Annotated in this window: 14 protein-coding genes and 1 pseudogene; 5 read left to right on the top strand and 10 right to left on the bottom strand. The window is 72.3% G+C overall.

The genetic code is table 11. The features are described 5' to 3' along the window. The 4 genes and pseudogenes from ACFVWW_RS34055 to ACFVWW_RS34040 all read left to right on the top strand — a co-directional run. Positions 1-471 (top strand): annotated as a pseudogene (locus ACFVWW_RS34055) (2-oxoacid:ferredoxin oxidoreductase subunit beta); the annotation flags it as partial. Continuing rightward, positions 468-788 carry a ferredoxin gene (fdxA, locus tag ACFVWW_RS34050; RefSeq protein WP_386877398.1) on the top strand — a complete coding sequence of 107 codons (321 nt, stop codon included), beginning with the start codon at positions 468-470 and terminating at the stop codon, positions 786-788. The pseudogene ACFVWW_RS34055 and the gene fdxA, both read left to right, overlap by 4 nt. Positions 789-940: 152 nt before the next feature. Further along, positions 941-1948: an AfsA-related hotdog domain-containing protein gene (locus ACFVWW_RS34045; RefSeq protein ID WP_384193009.1), complete on the top strand. Its 1008-nt coding sequence runs from the start codon at positions 941-943 to the stop codon at positions 1946-1948. Between the two features lie 38 nt (positions 1949-1986). Then, a complete protein-coding gene (locus ACFVWW_RS34040; protein ID WP_386877399.1) occupies positions 1987-4728 on the top strand; it encodes a BTAD domain-containing putative transcriptional regulator in 2742 nt (913 codons plus the stop codon). A 28-nt stretch (positions 4729-4756) separates the two neighbouring features. On the opposite strand, the gene ACFVWW_RS34035 is transcribed toward ACFVWW_RS34040, so the two are convergent. The 10 genes from ACFVWW_RS34035 to ACFVWW_RS33990 all read right to left on the bottom strand — a co-directional run bounded on the left by ACFVWW_RS34035 (position 4757) and on the right by ACFVWW_RS33990 (position 18686). Next, a complete protein-coding gene (locus ACFVWW_RS34035; RefSeq protein ID WP_386877400.1) occupies positions 4757-5641 on the bottom strand; it encodes a 4'-phosphopantetheinyl transferase family protein in 885 nt (294 codons plus the stop codon). Then, positions 5547-6404 carry a 2-oxo acid dehydrogenase subunit E2 gene (locus ACFVWW_RS34030; protein ID WP_384193017.1) on the bottom strand — a complete coding sequence of 286 codons (858 nt, stop codon included), beginning with the start codon at positions 6402-6404 and terminating at the stop codon, positions 5547-5549. Before ACFVWW_RS34030 ends, ACFVWW_RS34035 begins: the two co-directional genes overlap by 95 nt. Next, positions 6401-6673: an acyl carrier protein gene (locus ACFVWW_RS34025; RefSeq protein ID WP_384193018.1), complete on the bottom strand. Its 273-nt coding sequence runs from the start codon at positions 6671-6673 to the stop codon at positions 6401-6403. The genes ACFVWW_RS34030 and ACFVWW_RS34025 overlap by 4 nt, the downstream gene beginning before the upstream one ends. Continuing rightward, entirely contained in the window at positions 6670-7692 is a 1023-nt protein-coding gene (locus ACFVWW_RS34020) for a 3-oxoacyl-ACP synthase III family protein (protein ID WP_384193021.1), read from the bottom strand. The genes ACFVWW_RS34025 and ACFVWW_RS34020 overlap by 4 nt, the downstream gene beginning before the upstream one ends. Continuing rightward, a complete protein-coding gene (locus tag ACFVWW_RS34015; RefSeq protein ID WP_386877709.1) occupies positions 7689-10748 on the bottom strand; it encodes a type I polyketide synthase in 3060 nt (1019 codons plus the stop codon). Before ACFVWW_RS34015 ends, ACFVWW_RS34020 begins: the two co-directional genes overlap by 4 nt. Continuing rightward, positions 10748-11035, bottom strand: a complete 288-nt coding sequence (locus tag ACFVWW_RS34010; protein ID WP_384193024.1) for an acyl carrier protein — start codon at positions 11033-11035, stop codon at positions 10748-10750. Before ACFVWW_RS34010 ends, ACFVWW_RS34015 begins: the two co-directional genes overlap by 1 nt. 103 nt (positions 11036-11138) lie before the next feature. Further along, positions 11139-12929, bottom strand: a complete 1791-nt coding sequence (locus ACFVWW_RS34005; RefSeq protein ID WP_386877401.1) for an acyl-CoA dehydrogenase — start codon at positions 12927-12929, stop codon at positions 11139-11141. Further along, positions 12923-14725 (bottom strand): acyl-CoA dehydrogenase family protein, encoded by a 1803-nt coding sequence (locus ACFVWW_RS34000; protein ID WP_386877402.1) that lies wholly within the window; start codon positions 14723-14725, stop codon positions 12923-12925. Before ACFVWW_RS34000 ends, ACFVWW_RS34005 begins: the two co-directional genes overlap by 7 nt. 1 nt (position 14726) lies before the next feature. After that, positions 14727-16532: a fatty acyl-AMP ligase gene (locus ACFVWW_RS33995; protein WP_384331880.1), complete on the bottom strand. Its 1806-nt coding sequence runs from the start codon at positions 16530-16532 to the stop codon at positions 14727-14729. Between the two features lie 210 nt (positions 16533-16742). Beyond that, complete coding sequence (locus tag ACFVWW_RS33990; RefSeq protein WP_386877403.1) at positions 16743-18686, bottom strand: HAD-IIIC family phosphatase; 1944 nt, start codon at positions 18684-18686, stop codon at positions 16743-16745. A 198-nt stretch (positions 18687-18884) separates the two neighbouring features. Between ACFVWW_RS33990 and ACFVWW_RS33985 the strand changes: the two genes are divergently transcribed. Beyond that, positions 18885-20144, top strand: a complete 1260-nt coding sequence (locus tag ACFVWW_RS33985; protein WP_384193038.1) for an FAD-dependent oxidoreductase — start codon at positions 18885-18887, stop codon at positions 20142-20144. Positions 20145-20325: the final 181 nt, after the last annotated feature.

Here is a 20325-nt window from a genome sequence, read left to right as displayed (position 1 = left end):
CGCCAGGCAGCCGACCACCCCGGCACCGCCCTCGTCGAGATCTACCAGAACTGCAACATCTTCAACGACGGCGCCTTCGAAGTCCTCAAGGACAAACAACAGGCAGAAGAAGCCGTGATCCGGCTGGAGCACGGGCAGCCGATCCGCTTCGGCGTGGAGGGTTCGAAGGGCGTGGTCAGGAACCAGACCACCGGCGACCTCGAAGTCGTCACCGTCACCCCCGAGAACGAAGCACAGATCCTCGTCCACGACGCACACGCGGCAAGCCCCACCACCGCCTTCGCCCTCTCCCGCCTCGCCGACGCCGACACCCTCCACCACACCCCCATCGGCGTCCTGCGCAGCTTCCAACGACCGGTCTACGACACCCTCATGTCCGACCAACTCGACGCAGCCGTCGAACAACACGGCAAGAGCGACCTCGACGCCCTCCTGACCGGCAATGACACCTGGACCGTGGAGACCTCATGACATTCGTCATCGCCCAGCCCTGCGTGGATCTCAAGGACAAGGCCTGCATCGACGAGTGTCCCGTCGACTGCATCTACGAAGGTCCGCGCAAGATGTACATCCACCCCGACGAGTGCGTGGACTGCGGCGCCTGCGAGCCCGTCTGCCCGGTCGAGGCGATCTTCTACGAGGACGCCCTGCCCGACGAGTGGTCCGGCTACGTCACCGCCGAACGGGATGTCTTCGCCACGACCGGCGCGCCCGGCGGCGCGAGCGGGGCGGAACCACTGGCCCAGGACCACCCGATCGTCGAGGGAGAACCGGTCAAAGCGGGCTGAACGTCCAGGGTGCGGGGGCGCCGGCCCTCGCACTTCAGTGCGGCTTCCCCGGTCCTTCAGCGGAGTCGGGCAACGTGCACCCCGTCAAACGCACGTACCCCGAAGCGTTTCCGCAGAGCCGCCGGACACTGCCGCAAAGGAATCCCAATCCCATGGACACCTTTACCGCACCCTCCCCCTCGTTCCTCGGCGCGCACCATCTGGTCCACAGGCCGGCCAGCCCCGAGGCGTTTCTACTGAAGGCGACCGCGCCGATACGGCAGAACTTCGCCTTCTCCGCGGAACTACCCGAAGAACACCCGCTGTTCGGCGACTCCGTTTCGCGGTACCACGATCTGCTGTTCCCCGTGGAGTCACTGCGCCAGACGATGCTGTTCGCGGCTCGCCGGTACTTCAGAGTGCCGGCGAGCTGGCACCCCGTGGTGGCCTCCGGCAGCGCCGAGATCACCCGTCTGGACGCGTGGCGCCGCGGCGACATGCGGGCCGGGATCGCTCTGGAACTCGGGGTGACGCCCCTCGACATCGTGGGCGGCGTGCCGCGCGGCCTGGAGTGCGAGGCCGCCGTCTCCATCGACGGCGAGCGCTGTGGCACCGCTTCGGCCCGGCTGGTCTTCCTCACCGAGGGCGTCTACCACAGCCATCGCGAACTCGGGCGGCGGCAGAGCGAGGAGTCCATGGCGGCCGGGCACGGTGATCTGGCGTCCCCGGGCGTGCCACTGCCCGAACAGGTGGGCCATCGGGAGAGACGTAACGTCCTGGTCGGACTGCCCGAGCGCACCGGAGCGGACGGCCATGACGAACTGGCCTTCCCCATCGACGCCAGAGCCGCCGCCGAGCTGCGGTTCGAGGCCGACGCACCGGACGACGTGCCGCCGATGCTGTTCCTGGAGGTGTCCCGCCAGGTGGGGCTGCTCGCCGCCGCGGAGCTGCGCGGCTTCGTCCCCTCGCACGCCGTACTGTCCCGATGGCAGGCCTCGTTCCGCGGCTTCGCCGAGCCCGGACTGCCGCTGCACTGCACGGTGCGAGAGGGAGTGCGCCGCACGGACGGGCGGGTGTGCCGGGACGCGGCGGGCCGACCGGTGGTGGAGCTGCGGCTGTCGTTCCTCCAGGGCAGCCGGGTCGTGGCGAAGGTCTCCGCGTCCGTGCTACAGGACTGCTGAGCCGCGCGATGAGATACCGAGTACTCGGCCCTGTGCGCATGACGTCTCGTACGCCGTCCGCGGCCAAGCCGCGCGCGGTCCTCGCCACCCTGTTGGTACAGAGCAACACGGTGGTGTCGACCCATACTCTGATCGACGAACTATGGGGTGCGGGGCCCCCGCGCACGGCCACCACCACCCTCCAGGTGTACGTGTCCCAGCTGCGCAAGGCCCTGCTGGAGGACACCGGCGAGAGCGCGACGGAGACGGGCACGGTGCAGCCCCTGCTGACCCGGCCCCCCGGCTATCTGATGCGGGTCGCCCCGGAGGAACTGGACCTGGCCGTCTTCGAGTCGCTGCGGGCCGAGGGCCGGGCCGCGTACGGCCGGCACGAGTACGAGGCCGCCTCTCAGGCGCTGAGCCGCGCGCTCGGGCTGTGGACGGGATCCGCGCTCTCAGGCATACCGCACGGACCCTCGCTGGAAACCTCCGCGATCCGGCTGAACGAACTGCGCGCGGAAGTGCTGGAACAGCGGATCTCCGCCGATCTGCGGCTCGGACTGCACCAGGAACTGGTCGGCGAGCTGATGGCCCTGGCACACGAGCATCCGCTGCGCGAGACGCTGCACTGTCACCTGATGGTGGCGCTCTACCGGTCCGGCCGGCAGTCCGACGCTCTGCGGGTCTATCACCAGGCGCGGCGCTCGCTCGTCGACGAACTGGGCGTGGAGCCCGGGCCGGTGCTGAGCAGACTGCAGGAGCGCATCCTCGCCTCCGACCCCTCGCTGACCTGGCACGCCGAGCCCGAGCGCCGGCTCGTTCCCGTCGGCGGATCCGACGACCGCCCGGCCGACGGGTCGACCGGCGGGTCGCGCAACGGATTCGCGGGGCACGGCCGGGACGCGGGGCCCCCGGTGTGGCTGCCGCCGGCCGTGGCGGAATTCACCGGACGCGAGGACCAACTGGCCCTCGGTGAGCGGCTGCTGGCGGGCGATCCGCCCGGCCGGAACAAGGTGCTCGTGCTGTCCGGCCGGGCGGGCGCAGGAAAGACGGCGCTGGCCGTGCGACTGGCCCACGACGCCAACGCCCTGTTCCCCGACGGACGAGTCCTGGTGACGTTGCGGGACGCCGACGGGCGAGCCGTCGAACCGAGGACTGCCATGGCGACCCTGCTGCGACGACTGCGCGGGCCGCAGACAACGGGGGCGGGAGCGGACTCGGGCGCGGAACCGCTGCCGTCGTCCGAGACGGAACTCGCCGAGCTGCTGCACCGACGCACCGAGGGCCGCAAGATGCTCGTCATCCTGGACGATGCCGTCTCGGAGGCCCAGGTCCGGCCGGTGCTGTCCGCCGTGCCCGACAGCACGGTGATCCTGACGAGCCGCCAAGTGCTCGGCGCGCTGGAGAGCGTGCGGCACCTGACCCTCGACGTGCTCTCCACGCGGGAGGCCGAGGCACTGCTCACGGCGTGCGGCGGCCGGCGGATGCGGGACGACCCGGAGGCGGCGGGCGAGATCGTCCGGCTCTGCGGCCGACTGCCGCTGGCCCTTCGGGTGGCGGCCGCCGGACTCACGGCCCGCCCGCACTGGACCGCCGCCGGGCTCGCCCAGCGGCTGCGTGACGAACGGACCCGGCTGACCGCGCTCACACTGGGCGATCTCGACGTACGCCGCACTCTGCTGACCGCCTACCACGACGTGGACGAGGAGGCCAGGCGCGCCTTCCGGATCCTCGCGCTGGCCGCGCTGCCCGACTTCGCCCCCTGGAGCGGGACCGCGCTGCTCGCCACGGACCCGGTGGAGGCCGAGCGGCTCACCGAAGAGCTGGTGCAGGCTCATCTGCTGGAGACACGGCGGCGGCCGGGGCGGCTGGCCCCCGTGCGCTACCGCTTCCATCCGCTGCTGCGCTCGCTGGCCCTTGAGGTGCTCGCCCAGGAGTCCCCGCAGGAAGGCCCCGAGGCCGTGGAACGGCTGTGCCGTGCCTTCCTGATCCTGGCCAGGCACGCGGACGCGCAACTGGCGCCCGGCAGGGAACGGCTCACGTACGAGGCCGAACCCCTGCCCGCGATCTCCCCCGAGGAGGCGGTCGGCAACGCGCCCCTGCGGTGGTTCCAGGAGGAGTCCGCGGGCCTGTCGGAGGCCGTGCGGCAGGCCCATGCGGCCGGGCTGTGGAGTCTGTGCTGCTCCCTGGCCTCGGCCACGGCCGGCTACTACGAGGCGGGCGCGCTGTGGGACGAGTGGCAGGCGACGCACGACCTCGCGCTGGACGCGGCCCGCCAGTCCGGTGACGTCCACGCGGAGGCCGTGATCCTGCGCTCCCTCGGCGACCTGGCCTGGCAGCGCCACCAGACCTCACTGGCGATCGAACGGTACCGCCTCGCCTGGCGCCTGTTCACCCGCCACGGTGACCGGGTGGCGGCGGGCCGCTGTCTGTCCGCCGAGGCGGACGCGCTCCTCGCCATGGGGCAGGTCGCGCGGGCCGGACGCGCCTACGCGCGCGCCCTGTCGGTCAGTCGGCTGGTCAGTGACGCGCGTAGCACGGCCGATTCGCTGCGCGGACTGGCCCTGGTGGCGCAGCGCGAGGGCCGCCACGAGGACGCGCTCGCCCGCCTGGAGGAGTGCGAGAGCGCCGCGCGCTCCGCCGGCGACCACCGCTGGACCGAGTACGCGCGGCGCACGGCGTCCGCTCTCCGCATGGCACTGGCGACGGGCCAGTCGGCCGCCGCGTCCTCGATCCCGCTCGAAGTCCGCCCCGGTGTCTGGCTCTTCCACCCCTCACAACCGGCTCAGCGGGCCGCGTGAGGCCCGCCCGCCCGGTGCCAGGGGCCCGCTACCCCCGGCACCGGGCGGGCTCCTCCTGCTCCTCCTGCTCCTCCTCGCCCAGTGCCGCCAGCAGGGCGTCGACGATGCCCGGGTCCAGTGCCGTGTCCGCCGCCAGGTCCGTCGTACGGCCGAAGCCCGCGTCGCCGACGGCGACGGAGAGGGTGTAGCGGCCGGCGAACGACACGGTGTGGAAGGCCCACGCGCCGACCGTGCCGGGGGTGCCGTCGGGGCGCAGCACGTCCGTGGGCGCCCGGTCCGGGCTGAAGCCGAAGTCGGTGAAGGGGAACCGCATGCCGAGACCGATGGCCTTGCTGTAGGCCTCCTTCAGGGTCCACAGGCGGACCATGGCGGGATTGCGCTCCGCGGCCGGCATGGCCTCGATCCGCTCCGCCTCGTACGGGGTGCACATGTGCCGGCCGAGACCGGATCCGTACAGGTCGCGGTCGCTGCGCTCGGCGTCGACGCCGATGGCGCCGTCGGTGGCCAGGCCGACCAGCAGCAGGTCATCGGTGTGGCTGAGGCTGATGTCCACACCGTCGTAGCCGCGCAGGCAGGGGCGGCCGGTGAGGCCGTAGGCGAGTTCGACGGACTGGGGCCGTACGCCCAGCGCGGCCGCGGCGGCGAACTTCAGCAGGACGCGGGAGGCGGCGAACCGGGTACGGACCCGCGGGTGCGTCAGCTCCAGATAGCGCTCCCAATCGTGGCCCAGGAGCGCTTGCAACTGCCGCGCGCCCGCCTCTTCCGGTCGCCAGTCGTCCTGGCGGGCGCAGACGACCGCGGCCCCGTGCCGGTCCAGGTCAGCGCGTACTCTGCTCCAGTCCGCCGAGGGGCCGGAGATCGCTGTCGGCTCCCCGAGGGCCGGCCCCGGGGTCCGGCGCCCAGGTGCCGTCATCAAAGGTCTCCATCGTGTGGTGGAGATCGGACAGCACGTCGGCCGCCGTCGCGCCGTCGATCACCCGGTGGTCGAAGGTGAGGCCCAGCCGCATCATGGGCGCGGGCACCACGACGCCGTCGCGGACCACCGCGCGGTCCACGATGCGGCCCGCGCAGAGGGTCACGGCGGTGCCGCCGGCCGAGTGGAAGCCGTCGACGTTGCGGTGGCCGAGCGAGCTGACCGAGACGGTGCCGAACACGCCGGCGCGCCGGTGCGGATCGCGCAGCGCCGCGGCGAAGGCGGCTCTGCCGAGCGGGACCGGAAGCCGGCCCAGCATCCGTACGCCCTTGAACTCGGGCAGCTCGGCGGCCTGTTCGCCCTGGTAGCGGTCGATGCGTTCCTGGATCTCGCGCAGGTTCGCGGTCTCCAGGCCGGGAACGAGCGCCGAGAGCACGGTGCGCTCGCCCTCGACCGGCCGGTCCAGGGCGAGTTTGGCGGTGACGCCGTCGAAGCGGACGATTCTCGGGCGTCGCAGCAGTCCGGGCCAGCCCGGGGCCATGACGGCGTTGGCCTCCGGGTGACGGTCGAGGACCCGCCCGGCGGCGTACAGCAGATAGCCGACGACCGAATAGCGCCGCCCGTTGTCGCGGGCGGCGGCGCGGTGCGCCTGGATGCGGGTCATGTCGATGTCGGTGTCCAGGTGCACGGGCCGCTGGGCCGCCGCCCACTCCAGGAAGTACAGGGTGTGGCGGCGGCGCCGTACGGCGGCGGTGGTGCTCACCCGGTCACCGCCAGCTCGTAGATCTCCTTGAGGCTGCGGGCCTCCAGGACCTTGCCGACCGGGACCTTGTGGCCGATGGCCGGTTCCAGGGCGGTGACGAGCTTGAGGAGGTACAGCGAGTCCCATTCGGGGAGTTCGTCGAAGTCGGCGGCCACCTGCCCGGGTGCGAGCGGCATACCGATCTCGTCGTTGACGAGCCGGACGTAGTCGTCGAGGGTGAAGCCGCCCGGGGCGGGAACGGGCGCGGGGGCGGTGCTGTCGATGCTCATATCTTCTCCAGGGCGAAGCCGGCCTTGATCCATTTGCTGGACTCGACGGCGACCGCGAGGGCCCGCTCGCCGTCCGACATCCGCTCCAGCAACTTCTCGATCTGCAGGAAGGGCAGGGCGTTTCCGTTGTTGCCGGTGTCCGCGACGCACGAGATGTCCTTCGCGGTCGGCACGTCGAGTTCCTCGGTGATACGGCGGGTCATCCGGCCGGACAGCTGGGGCGGCAGCAGATAGTCGAGCTGGTCGGCCTCCCAGTCGAGTTCACCGAGCATCTCCCAGAGGATCTCGACCGCCATGACGGGCACGGACTCCTCGATGGCCTTGTAGTCCTCGGTGAGGGCCTGCCGGTCGTCGTACCGGTCGGCGAGCCCGAACCACTCGATGACCTGACCGGGCTTGCGGCCCAGCCCGGTGAAGCGGTTGAGGACGTGGCGCAGCGCGACGCGCTGTCCGCGCGGCTCGTCGGTGAGGACGGCCGCGCCGGCGCCGTCGCCGAACAGGACGTAGTTGACGAGGTCGCCGGGGGCGGCGCCGGACACGTCGCGCTGGAGGTCGAGGTGTTTGCTGCACACGTCGCCGCCGATGACGAGACCGCTGCGGTACTGACCGGAGGCGATCATCGTCTGGGCGACGCCGAGGGCCTGTACGGCGCCGGCGCAGCCGGACTGGAGCTGGAAGGTGGGGATCTGGTCCAGGCCGAGCTGGTCGGCCACATGGTTGACCGTGGCGGGCATCAGGTTGTCCGGGGTGGCCGTGCCGAGGACGATGAACTCGATCTCGGACGGGTCGACACCGGGGGCGGCAAGTGCCCGCTCGGCGGCCTGCGCGCACAGGTCGGCGAGCGACCAGCGCACCACGCCGGTGCCGAGGTCCCGGGCGAAGTACCGCGTCCTGGTGCCGATGAAGTGCTCGATCCACTCCTCGTTGATGCCGAGCACCTTGGACAGGGTGGCGTTGTCCACCGGGTCACCGGGCAGAGCGGTGCCGATGGAGGCCAGATAGGTCGTCGCAGTGGTCATGCCGTCCTCTCTTCTTCCATGAGCGCCCGGTTCTCCTCGACGTCGCCGAAGCTCGCGGGAGCGGGCACCGTCGCGCCGAGCTCGCGCAGGAAGGCGACGAGGTCGCCGACGGAGGAGAGCCGGGGCAGCAGGTCCTGGACCGTCAGGGTGCCGATGCCGGCGAGCCGGGCCTCCAGCCGGTTCTTGAGTTCCATGATCATGACGGAGTCGAAACCGAGATCCTCGTAGAGCCGGTCGTGCGGGCCGATGTCGGCGTCGGTGTAGCCGCCGACCAGCTGGACGGCGCCGAGGACGGCGTCCGCGACCGGGTCCGCCGGGCCGCCGGGCCGGTCCAGGGTGAGGACGGGCGCGGGGGCGGTCTCCGCCTCCCGGTGCGGCAGCAGCGCCGAGGCCGTCGGATCGGCGACCGTTCCCGGGCCCCGCACCGGATTCCTCGCCCAGTAGCGGTGTTCCGTCGAGAAGGCGTACGGCGGCAGCGGGTGCGCGACCCGTTCCTCAGGTGCGTACGCGGCGTCCCAGTCGGGTTCGACGCCGCCCCGGTACAGCTCGGCGAGGGCCTCGGCGAGGGACTGGCCCGCGGACTCGGGGCCGCGCACCGGCAGAACGTGTGCCGGGCCCGCGCCCGCGGCGGGGTGGTCGAGGCGGCGCACCATCCCGGAGAGCACCGGCTGGGGGCCGATCTCCACCAGGTGGGTCGGGCCCTCGGCGAGCAGCGCGGCGGCGGCGTCACCGAACAGCACGGTGGCGCCGATGTGTTCGACCCAGTACGCGGCGTCCATCGCCTCACCGTCGAGCACCCGGCCGCGCACGGTCGAGTACAGCGGGATCTCGGGCACTCCCCCGCCGACCTCGGTGGCGATCTTCGCGAAGCGGGCCAGTACGGGCCGCATCAGCGGCGAGTGGAAGGCGTGCGAGACCTGCAGTCCGCGGGTGGTGATTCCCTCGGCCGCGAGCTCGGCACCGATCCGTTCCAGGGCCTCCAGATCACCGGAGAGCACCGTGGACGTGGGGCCGTTGACCGCGGCGACACCGACCAGGGGTTCCGATTCGATCCGCGCCGCCAGGTCCGCCGGGGCGGCCCGGACGGACAGCATGCCGCCGCCCGCGGGGAGTTCCTGCATCAGGGCGCCGCGGGCGGCGACCAGCCGGGCGGCGCCGTCCAGCGGGAGCGCACGGGCCAGCACAGCGGCGGCGAACTCGCCGACGCTGTGACCGAGGAGCAGGCCGGGGTGCACGCCGAGTTCCATCAGGGTCCGGCCGAGGGCGTAGCCGACGGCGAACAGTGCGGGCTGCGTCCACCGGGTGCTGTGGACCGCCTCGTCGCCGGCGAGGACCAGGTCACGCACGGACCGCCCCGTGTGCGGCAGCAGTGCGGCGTCGGCCTCGTCGAGGAAGTGCCGGTACAGCGGCGACTGTTCGTACAGTGCGGCGGTCATCCGCGGGTACTGCGCGCCCTGCCCGGTGAACAGGAACGCGGTGCGGGGCCGCTCGGCGGGCCGGCCGGTGAGCCGGGTCAGCAGCTCGGGGTCGGCGGCCGACTCGCGCAGTCTGGCGACGAGTTCACCGGTGTCGGTGGCAGCGGTCGCGAAGCGGTGACGGTGGCCGGCCTTGACCCGGTTGCTGGACCTGGCCAGCGGGCCCAGCGGTACCCGGCGGGCCGCCGCCGCGTCCGCCTGGGCCAGCAGGTTGCGGCGCAGCGCTTCGGCGTTCGGCGCGGTGAGGGTGAAGACGGCCGCGCCGATACCGCCCGGCACGGCTCCGTTCACCGGTTCGGGACGGGCGGCGTGCCCGGGCGCGGACTCCAGGACGGCGTGGGCGTTGGTGCCGCCCATGCCGAAGCTGCTGAGTCCGGCGACGGTGGGGCCGGCGGGCAGCCGCAGCGGTGCCTTGAGCAGCCGCAGCCCCTGGTCGCGCAGTTTGAGCTGCTTGCTCTCCTTGGCCGCGAAGCGGCTGGCGGGGACCACCCGGTGGTGCAGGGACAGGGCGACCTTGATCAGTCCCGCGATGCCTGCGGCGCCCTCGGTGTGGCCGAGGTTGCCCTTGACCGAGCCGAGCGCCATGGGCTTGCCGGCGCGGTCGGCGTGGTGGTGGCCGAGTGCCTTGACCTCCATCATGTCGCCGAGGCTGGTGCCGGTGCCGTGGGCCTCGGTGAAGACCACGTCGGCGGGCTCGACCCCGGCCCTGCGGTAGGCGGCGCCGAGCACCTCCTGCTGCGCCCAGCGGTTGGGCGCGGTCAGCCCGTTGCTGCGGCCGTCCTGGTTGACGGCGATGCCACGGATGACGGCGTACACGCGTTGGCCGTCGGCGATGGCGTCCCGCAGCCTGCGCAGCACGATCACGCCGGCGCCCTCGCCGCGGCCGATGCCGTTCGCCTCGGCGCTGAAGGGCTTGCAGCGCCCGTCGGGGGCGGAGAGCCCGGCCTGGGTGTAGAAGATCGACAGAGCCGGGGTGAGGGCCACGTTGACGCCGCCGACGAGCGCGTGGTCGCACTCCTCGGACAGCAGGGCGTTCACCGCGAGATGCGCGGCGACCAGTGAGGAGGAGCAGGCGGTGTCGACGGCGAGGCTGGGGCCCCTCAGGTCGAGGTGGTACGAGATCCGGTTGGCCGTCATGCAGTAGCCGTTGCCGGAGCCGACCTGGGCGGTGACGTTCGCGTAGTCGGTGAGGTGCAGTTGCGCCCACTCGTTGCCCATGATGCCGACGAAGACCCCGGTCCGGGTGCCGGCGAGGTTCCGCGGGGCGATCCCCGCGTCCTCGACCGCCCGCCACGCGGACTGCAGCAGCAGCCGCTGCTGGGGGTCCATGGCGGCCGCTTCGCGCGGCGAGATGGTGAAGAACTCGTTGTCGAAGGCGTCCGGGTCGGCGATGAAGCCGCCCTCGGTGGTGTTGGTGTGTCCTTCTTCCCCGGCCTGCGAGTGGAACTCCTTGGCGTCCCAACGCTGCCGGGGCACCTCCCCCACCCCGTCTGCGCCGCGCATCAGCAGGTCCCAGTAGGCGCCGGTGTCGGGCGCCCCCGGGAATCTGCAGTCGATGCCGACGATGGCCACGGGCTCCATCAAGCGCCGCCGCCCTGCGCGGTGTCCGCGGCGAGCTCCTTCACGAGGTGGCCTGCGAGCGCGTGCACGGTCGGGTAGTCCCAGGCGACGGTCGGCTCCATCACGAGGTCGAAGTCGTCCTCGATGTCTCCGCACAGGCTGAGGGCGGCGACGGAGTCGAGGCCGTACTCCGCGAGGGGCACGTCCGGGTCGATCTCGGCGGCCTGCCGCTTGAGGTAGAGGGCGATGCGCTCGGCCAACCACGTGGTCAGAGACTCAGTGGTGTGTCCGGTGGTCGGAACGGGCATGGTGCACTCCTCGGCGGGGGTGAGCGGTTGTCGCTTGCTGTCGTGCTGGCGTCCGGCGGCCGTCGCGGACAGCCGGGGTCCGTGGGCGGCCGGCCGGTGTCCGTCAGCCGACGAGCGGGGTGTCGTACAGGTCGTAGCTGCTGCGCGCGTGGAACCTGCGCAGTACTTCCTCGTGCATCCGGGCGTCCACGGACGCCGGGAGTTCGGCGGGCCGCCGGCCGAGCCGCCGGACCAGCCGGTGCAGTGCGGCGGCGAGCCAGGCGGGGTCGGCGAGGAACGCGTCGCCGCCGTCGCGGGCCGCCTGCTGCCGGACACCGATCGCCGAGGCGGCCGCGAGCAGGACGGCGTACCGGTCGGCGAGGGCGAAGACGGCGGGGCCGGCGAGCGCCGTACGGTCCTGGGGTGCGAGCGCGCGGCTCGCCTCCTGGACCTGCCGCAGCTCGTCGACCAGTTGCCGCACGAGCGCTTGGACGGCCCGCTCCTCGGGTGCGGCGCCGTACGGTTCGTCCATGGCCGCGACCAGCGTGGCGCTGAGCCCGTCCTGTCCGCTCGCCAGGGTGAGCCGGTCGTAGCGGATGTCCGGCAGGTCCGCGCGCGGCCGGAAGAGGTCCGCGGGGGCCGGTTCGTCGCTGAACCAGGAGCGCCGGGCGAGCCGGGACAGCTGGGGAATGATCGTGGCCTGGCAGGCCGCGGAGCCGGCGTGGCCGAGGCTGAGCACCGGCAGGTCACGGATGTGCTTCTGAAAGATGCCGTGCTCGCCGTCCCGGACGTAGAAGCGGGCGCCGAGCACGACGGAGAGGTCGCGCATGGCGTCGGTGAGCAGCTTCGGGACGAGGTACTTGGTGGCGGCGGCGAGGACGCTGGTCTGCTCGGGGAGCAGGTGCACCGCCCGGGTCGCGGCCAGGGAGAGGCTGTCGCAGGTCAGGAGATCGGTGAAGGCGCCGGACAGGGTGGCCCTGGCGTGCGGGATCTCCATGACGGACTTGCGGTAGAGCCGACGGCCCAGCGCGAAGCGTACGACGGTCCGCAGGGCCGTGTCGGCGGTGCCGACCGCCATGCCGGGGAGCGCGGCCCTGGTGATCTGGAAGGCGCGCAGGGCGGTTTCGACTCCCCTTCCGGTCTCGCCGACCAGGGACGAGGCGGGCACGGGTGTGCCGTCGAACCGGAGTCCTGACAGGTGGCAGCCGCGCACGCCGACGGCGTCGTAGCGGGGCAGTACCTGCCAGGTGTCCGTTTCGAGCCCTTCGCGCTCGACGAAGAGCACGGAGTGGCTGCGGCTGCCCGGTGCGGAGCTGGTGCGGCTGAACAGCACCCAGGCGTCCGCGCGGTCGGCGTTGTTGATGACCTGCTTGACGCCGTGCAGCAGATACCCGCCTCCCTCCGCGGGGCGGGCCTCGAACTCGTTGCGCACGAAGTCGTTGCCGTGCGCGAGTTCGTGGTAGGCGACGGACACCTTGCCACCGCCGGTGAGGATCCGCGCGAGGCGTGCGCGCTGCTCGGCGTCCCCGGAGGTCCAGACGTTCACGCCGGCCATGAAGGAGGTCACGCCGTAGCCGAGGCCCAGGGCGACGTCGCGGCGGAACACCTGCCGCATGACACGTACCAGGGTGTCGAGCCGCTCCAGACGGCCGCCCTCGGCGCGCGGAACGAAATCGGCGCCGAGCCTGAGTTCGTCGAGGGCGCGCTCGCCGGCCGCGGAGAGTTGGGCCGCCTCGTCCGCCTCGATCAGCCGGGCGTAGGACAGTTCGTTGCTCTCGTCGGTGGGGTCGCCCAGCCGTCGGTCCAGTTCGGCCACGCGGGCCGCGGCCCGCGCTTCCTGTCCCGGTACCCCGTGACCGTCCCCTGCGGCGGCGGTCGCCGGGTGCGCGTCCTGGGGCTCTGTGCCGATCAGCATGGCGTCCTCTCACTCTCGCCGGCGGGCGCGTCGGGCGTCGCGGGCTGCCGCTCGGGGCCCCGCTGCGGCAGCAGCGAGAACAGCCGGCCCGAGGAGCGGGCCGCCCGCAGGGCGCCGAGCAGTTCTTCGTAGGTCTCCGGGCCGGCCGCCGCCGGTTCGCCGAGGCGGACCAGCAGCCGGTCGAGGGCGGTGTGCAGCCAGAGTCCTTCGCGCCAGAGCGGCCCGGTGCCGGGGTCGTCGCCGGCGAGGTCGGTGCTGCGCGTCCACAGGCCGAGGCAGGCCGCTCCCGCCCAGCACAGGGTGTAGCGGCGCGCGACCTCGAAGGCGGCGGGCGGGACCTCGGCGAGCACGCCCTGGTACTCCTCCATCTCGGCGTGCACCGCGGTGGTGACAGCGAGCAGCCGCCGCGCGGCCTCGGCCACCGGGCCGAGCGCGGGGTTCAGGCCCGCGCGCCGGGTGATCTCCTCGACGGAGGCGGCGAGGCCCGCCATGACTCCGCTGCCGTGCCGGGCGACCAGCGACAGCCTCGTGGGGTCCAGGGGCGGCAGCGCTGTGCCGAGGTCGCAGGCGGCGTCACTGCCCGCCGTGTCGCCGGCGCCGCGCCGGAAGCCGCGGACCAGTGAACGGAACTGGTTGACCAGGGAGTTGAGGTTGACCAGGGTGTTGCCGTCGAAGAGTCCGACGATGCGGTGGTCACGCTCGACCTTCTGGAACCGGCCGTCGGCGTGGACGCCCTTGAGGAAGGCGCGGGCGCCGAGCAGCCCGGTCAGGTCGGCGAGGACCTGGTCGGTGCCGGTGGGCAGCAGGTACTTGGTGACGGCCGAGGTGACGCTGAGTTCCGCGGTCTGGGTCTGTACGGCGCGGGCGGCGACCAGGGCGACCGCCTCGTGCAGCAGCACGTCGGCGGCGGCGCCGGCCAGCACGTGCCGGGCCTGCGGGAGGTCGATCAGCCGCCGGCCGTACAGTTCGCGCTCCTCGGCGAAGTCCAGGCCGAGCCGCAGCCCGTGGTCGCCGGCGCCGAGCGACAGTGCCGCGCACATGGTGCGGGTGAGCTGGAGCGCCTTCAGCACGATCTCCAGGCCGGCGCCCTCGGCGCCGACGAGGGCGCCGCGCGGCACCCGGGCGCCGTCGAAGGCGATGCCCGAGATGTCGGCGCCGCGGATGCCATGGGTGCGGATCTTCGGGAGGTGGCGGTAGCTGTCCTCGTCGAGTTCGCGCTTGTCGACGAGGAGGACGCTGAAGCCGCGCGGTCCCCCGTCCGGGCGAGTACGGGTCAGCAGCGACAGCACCGACCCCCGGGTGGCGTTGTTGATCAGCCACTTCTCACCGCTGACCAGCCAGTGGTCCGCGCTGTCCGCCGCCTTGTCGTCGGTGTGCACCTCTCCGGCGAGCAGGTCGCTGCCGTGGGCGCGTTCGGTGAGCCCGAGGGCGACCGGAACCCCGGCCGTGATGTCGGCGCCGAGCCGGGCGCCCTGCTCCGCGGAGCCCGCCACCCATACGCAGACCCCGCCGAGGTAGGTCTTGCCGTGGCCGATGGCGCAGGTCAGATCGCGGCGGGCGACGGCGCGGATGAGCTGGAGCACCTGCTCGTAGTCGTGCAGCCTGCCGCCGTACTCGACCGGTACGTACTCGTCGGGCAGGCCCCACTCCTCGAAGCGGCGGCAGATGTCGGCGGGGAACTCCTCCTTGTCGTCGAGTTCCGCGCAACGCGCGTAGGAGAAGACCTCGCCGGGGTCGTTGGGGTCACCGAGGAAGCGGTCGAACTCCTCCGCGAGCCGATAGGGCGGGTGTTCCACGTCAGACCACCGATTCCAGGGACTCGGCGGCGTCGGTGTCGTCGCCGGCCTCGGCGGAGGCGACCAGTTCGCGGACGGCCGGCTCCAGGACCTCGTACAGCGCCGGGATCTTGCCCTCCAGGAACAGCTTGCGCATCAGAGTCCGCTGGATCTTGCCGCTGGTGGTCTTGCGGACGGTTCCGGGGCGTACCAGCAGGATGTTGCCGGCCGGGATGCTGAACTCCTTGCTGATGAAGCTCTGGACGCCGGAGGCGACGGTGTGCAGGTCGGTGGAGATGCTGCCGGGGCGGACCTCCTGGATGGCCACCAGGTGCTCGCGGTCGGTCTCGACGGCGAAGACGGCGCCGGCGCCGGTGGCGAAGGCCTTGTCCACGGAATGGACGGCGCGTTCGACGTCCTGCGGGTAGAGGTTGCGGCCCGCGAGGATGACCATCTCCTTGAGCCGGCCGGTGACGTAGAGCTGTCCGTCCTGGAGTACGCCCATGTCGCCGGTGCGCAGCCAGCCGCCGCCGTCGTCCCCGCCCGCGCCGTCGGAGATCGCCGCGTCGAAGATCTCCTTGTTGGTCTCCGGCCGCTTCCAGTAGCCGGAGGCGACGCTGTCGCCCTTCAGCCAGATCTCGCCGACCTGTCCCACGGGCTTCTCGACACGGGTCTCCGGGTCGGCGATGCGGATCTCGAAGTCCCGCGCGATCCCGCTGCTGACGAGGGAGCGGGCGGGGTGGTCCGCGCGCGGGTCGGCCAGTTCGCCACGCTCCAGGGCCTCGGCGTCGACGTCGAGCACGCGGGGGGCGGCGCTGCGGGGGATGCCGGAGACCAGCAGGGTCGTCTCGGCCATGCCGTAGCAGGGGAAGAAGGCCTCGGGGCGGAATCCCGCGGGTGCGAAGCGCTCGGTGAAGGCACGGACCGTCTCGGCCCTGACCGGTTCTGCGCCGTTGCAGGCGGTCGTCCAGGAGGACAGGTCGAGCGTCTCCAGCTGTGCGTCGGTGACCCTGCGCACGCACAGGTCGTACGCGAAGTTGGGGCCGCCGCCGGTGGTGATTCCGTAGTCGCCGATCATCTTCAGCCAGCGGACAGGGCGCTTGAGGAAGGTGAAGGGGGCCATCAGGACGGCGGTACCGCCGAGGTACAGCGGGTGGAGGATGTGCCCGATCAGGCCCATGTCGTGGTAGAAGGGCAGCCAGCCGCCGCACACGGCCCCAAGGGGGGTACCGATCGACCGCTGGATCGCCGCCTCGTTGGCGAGCAGGTTGCGGTGCGAGACCACGACCCCCTTGGGGTCGCTGGTGGAGCCGGAGGTGTACTGCAGGAAGGCCAGGCTCTCCGGGGTGAGGGAGGGCGCCTGCCAGGCGACCGCGTCGCCCTGGGCGGGATCGTCGGTGGCCAGGCACGGCACATCGGTGAAGCCCTCCGCGGCGAGCCAGGCGGAGATCTCGGGGGCGTTGGCCGAGTCGGTGAGCACGGCGCACGCCTCGGCGTCGCGCAGAATGCCGGAGATCCGGGAGAAGTGCTGGCCCTGCTCGGCGGGCAGCGGTCCGGGCACGGCCACGGCACCGGCGTACAGGCAGGCGGTGAACGCCTTGATGAAGTCCAGGCCCGCCGGGTAGAGCAGGAGGACCTGGCGGTTCGCGGCTTTCCGCTCCTGGAGCCAGGATGCGATCCTGCGCGCCTCCTGGTCGAGCCCGGCGGAGGTGAGGTGCTGCGGCACCGAGCCGCGGGCGTCGTCGGGCAGGAAGATGAAGGCATCCGCGTCACCGCGGGCTTCGCTCCGCTCCAGAACCAGTTCCGTGAAGGTTCGGAAGTTCGTCAACGTCTTTCCCCGACCTCTCCGAGTTCCGCTGGCATGGCGCCGGCACGGGTTGCTCTGACATCTCGATCGTCGTCCGGGGCACTAAGGAGACGCTTGTGCGTTCCCAGCACCCGGTGAGGCGGGGCAGCGCGGCCCCGTGGACGGCAGCGAGGTCTGCCGTCTGTCCCGGAGGGGTGGCGCGGGCGGGCTGCCCCTGAGAGCCGCCTCAGGTCACCCGGTGCCGCCGCGGATGGCCGCGTCGAGGGTCATGTGCCCGGGCACTTCGGGCAGTCGGGTGAGCGGGTGCCTGAACTCGATCGTGCCGTCCGCCGATTCGGCGGCCTGCTCGAAGCCGAGCGACGGGTAGAAGTCGCGCACCTTGTGGTTCTTGGCGGTGGGCCGGTAGCTCGCGCGTACCTCGGCCGCGCCCGAGTCCACCGCGTGCTCCAGCAGCGCGGCGATGGTGGCCTGCTCGATACCGCGGGCGAAGACCCGGCAGCTGAGCAGCATGTTGTCGATGCGCAGGGCCTCGTCCTCCCGGTGCGCGAAGAGGGCGCCGACGACCCCGTTGTCGCCGAAGCGGTCCCGGGAGCGTACGGCCAGCACCAGGTGGTCCGGCGAGTCGAGCCGTTCGCGGACGTCGGGCGCCTGGAGGCGGCGGGTGGTGAGGTTGAACTGGTTGGTGCGCAGGGTGATCTGGGCGACCCTGCCCACTTCGTGGTCGCGTACCGCGGCGACCTCGACTCTCACGTCGAGGGCGCGCAGGTACTCCTCCATCGAGCCGGCGGCCTGCTGGAGGTCCTGCCGTTCCGCCTCCTGGAGGTACTGCACGGCGCGGCCCCGGTCCTCGGTGGTCAGTTCCCGTACGTCGAACCAGCCGTCGGCGAGCAGCCGGTCGATGTGCAGCGCCGGTTCCTCGTCGAGCCCGATCACGGCGACCTCGGGGAGCGTGGCGGCGACGAGGCCGCGTTCGAAGGTCGAGTCGTCGGCGAAGACGAAGCTGTCGGTGCCGAGATTGAGCCGGGCGGCGATGGCGCGGATGTTGCCGTCCTTGGGTTCCCAGTCGGCACTGATCCGGACGAAGTCGGCCTCGCGCAGGGTCATGTCGGGGTGGTCGCGGAGCACGTCCAGCACCGGCTCACGGTCGTTCTTGCTGCACACCGCGAGCAGGACGCCCTGGCCGCCGATCTGCTTGACCACCCGCTGGAACCGGCCGAAGGCCTCACCGCGGTAGGTGGTGGCGGCGGCGATGCCGTCGGGTCCGTCGTCGCCGAGGATGCCGTCCCAGAGGGTGTTGTCGAGGTCCAGGACGAGGACCTTCTTGGCCCTGCCGCGCAGCGTCCGCAGCAGATGGCCCGCCTGGCGCGCGTACCTGGCGAGCACCTCCTCCCCCAGGTGCACCTTGGCGTAGGCGGCGAGCCGCGGGTCGCGGACCGGTCCGCCCTCGGCGATCAGCGGCTCCAGGTCGACGACGTGCAGCCGCGGGTGCGCGGCGGCGAGCCGCAGCAGACCGACGTTGAACTCCCGCCAGATGATGGAGAGTTCGGTGCGGGATCGGTGATCGACCAGCTGCTGTGTGTGCTGGGGCAGCAGCGGCAGGGTGTTGAGTACGAGCGTCCCCGTGCCGTGTTCGTCGTAGCGGGCGGCGAGCCCGTCGAGGAGGTCGAGTTTGCCGGCGGCGGTCCTGGCGACGTCCTCCGTCCCCCAGGGCAGCGGCAGTTCGTCGAAGACGATCTGGGCGTCGAGAAGGCAGAGGGCGAGTTCGGTACCGGGGGCGTACAGGTCGCTGCCGGTGTCCTGGAGGTCGCGCAGCCACGAGTCGTGGTCGCCGACGCGTGCGCGCAGCGGGATGCCGTGGCGGGCGAGTTCCGCGGTGAGCGGTGCGGTCAGCCCGTCGATGGTGCCGTGTCCCGTGACGGCGACGGTGGCGGGTACGACGCCGGGGTGGCGCTCCGCGATGTCCTCGGGAGCGACCTTGGCGAGCAGCCGGCCCGCGCGGGACAGCTGGGCGAGCCCGTCGTCCGGCTGCGCGAGTTCGGCGAGCAGTCCGGGCACCGCCGGGTACTCGGCGGCGAGCCGGCGCTCGCCGTACAGCGCGCGCAGCCGGTCGAGGGGGCCGACGGGGCCGACGGGGCCGGTGCGCTCCGGGTCGGACGTCGTCACTGCTGTGCTCACGGTCGGTTCGCCTCTCTGCGGGGGCGGGCGGGCGCTTGGGAGCTTGTGCCCGGACCCTAAAGACGGGCTTGCGCCCGGGTGCGCGGACCGCCGCGCGAGCCGCCGCTCGGGCCACCGCGCAGGCGCCCGCAAGGGCTGCTTTAGGCGGGCTGCGGACCATCGGTGGAGGATGACTCCTTCTGAAAGGCAGCACTGACGATGACAACTGAGCTGACCGCAGACGTGTGCGTGGTCGGAGGAGGCCCGGCGGGACTCACGCTGGCCGTTGAGCTCGCCAAGCGTTCGGTCTCGGTCGTGGTCCTGGAACAGAGCGGTCACTTCGACCGGTCGTTCCGGGGCGAGTCGGTCTCCCCCGACTCGGTGTGGCTGCTCGACAAGCTGGGTGTCCTCGGCCGGCTGGACGGCGCCTACCAGCAGATGCACAGAATGGAGATCATCGACTCCGGAAGCACGGTGCTGCGCGCCGACTTCCGCCGCTTCCCGTTCCCGCATCCGTACCCCGTGGAGCTGCCCCAGCCGGCGCTGCTCGCGGCCCTGACGGACCTCGGGGAGGAAGAGCACCCGAAGCACTTCACCCTGGTGCGCCGGGCGACGGCCACCCGTCTGGTGCGCGAGGGCGGCGAGAACGGCCCGGTCACGGGGGTGACGGCGCGCACCCCGGAGGGGGAGCTGACCGTGCGCGCGGCGCTCACGGTGGCGGCGGACGGCCGGTTCAGCAAGGTCCGTGAGATGTCGGGCCTGCCGTACACGAAGCTGCCGCTGGACCGTGACGTGGTGTGGCTGAAGCTGCCGTTCCCGGCCGAGTGGGACGATCGTACGTACCGCATCCGGATCCGCGGCGACCAGCACGGGCTGTTCATCCCGACCCACCCGGACAGTGTGCGCGTCGGTTTCAACATCCCCAAGGGCGGGCTGAAGGAGCTCCGCGCCCAGGGTCTGCCCGCGCTGTACGAGCGGCTGGACCGGCTCGCTCCCGAGCTGGCCGAGTCGGTGCGCAGTGAGATCCTCTCCTGGTCCGACACCTCGATGCTGGACATCTTCACCACGCTGGTGCCGCGCTGGTCCATGCCGGGCCTGGTCCTGATCGGCGACGCGGCGCACACGCTGACGCCGATCCTCGGGCAGGGCGTCAATCACGCGATCATCGACGCGGTGACGCTGGCCCCGCTGGTGCGCGACGCCCTCGACGCGGGCGGGGACGAGGCGGCGCTGCTGCGGGCGGGCGCGGAGTTCCAGCGCGTGCGGCAGGGGTCGGTCGCCACGTCACGCGGTCTGCAGCTGCGGCAGGAGCGGCTGTTCGCCCTGCACGGCGCCGGCGGTGTCGTCCGCCGCTCGCTGTACCGGGTGGTCGACCGGAGCCAGAAGCTGAAGGAACGGGTGCTGGGGGGCGCGTACTTCCAGCTGCAGAAGCCGGGGCCGCACGTCGTGGAGGCGCAGTCCCCCGTGCCCCGGGTGTGACTGATCTGTCCGCGGACCGGTGCGGGTCGGCGGACAGAGGCCGTGTCCGCAAAGTTTCGCCTGGCCGACGACGCCCGGCACGCACGCTCGCCGCGTTGTCGGAATCATCCGAGTACATCCAGTACACGAATGATCCTCCGCCTTGCGATCGCACGCACCGAACGCCGCCGGCCCCGCCCTC

Source organism: Streptomyces sp. NPDC058198 (assembly GCF_042882605.1).
In the GTDB taxonomy this organism is placed as follows: Bacteria; Actinomycetota; Actinomycetes; order Streptomycetales; family Streptomycetaceae; genus Streptomyces.
Note: the sequence above shows the minus strand (reverse complement) of the source record. Positions and strands in the feature narration are given on the sequence as shown.

Coding starts and splice junctions, on each gene's coding strand:
- fdxA (WP_386877398.1), top strand. CDS start 468: ATGACATTCGTCATCGCCCAGCCCTGCGTGGATCTCAAGGACAAGGCC.
- ACFVWW_RS34045 (WP_384193009.1), top strand. CDS start 941: ATGGACACCTTTACCGCACCCTCCCCCTCGTTCCTCGGCGCGCACCAT.
- ACFVWW_RS34040 (WP_386877399.1), top strand. CDS start 1,987: ATGACGTCTCGTACGCCGTCCGCGGCCAAGCCGCGCGCGGTCCTCGCC.
- ACFVWW_RS34035 (WP_386877400.1), bottom strand. CDS start 5,641: ATGACGGCACCTGGGCGCCGGACCCCGGGGCCGGCCCTCGGGGAGCCG.
- ACFVWW_RS34025 (WP_384193018.1), bottom strand. CDS start 6,673: ATGAGCATCGACAGCACCGCCCCCGCGCCCGTTCCCGCCCCGGGCGGC.
- ACFVWW_RS34020 (WP_384193021.1), bottom strand. CDS start 7,692: ATGACCACTGCGACGACCTATCTGGCCTCCATCGGCACCGCTCTGCCC.
- ACFVWW_RS34015 (WP_386877709.1), bottom strand. CDS start 10,748: ATGGAGCCCGTGGCCATCGTCGGCATCGACTGCAGATTCCCGGGGGCG.
- ACFVWW_RS34010 (WP_384193024.1), bottom strand. CDS start 11,035: ATGCCCGTTCCGACCACCGGACACACCACTGAGTCTCTGACCACGTGG.
- ACFVWW_RS34005 (WP_386877401.1), bottom strand. CDS start 12,929: ATGCTGATCGGCACAGAGCCCCAGGACGCGCACCCGGCGACCGCCGCC.
- ACFVWW_RS33985 (WP_384193038.1), top strand. CDS start 18,885: ATGACAACTGAGCTGACCGCAGACGTGTGCGTGGTCGGAGGAGGCCCG.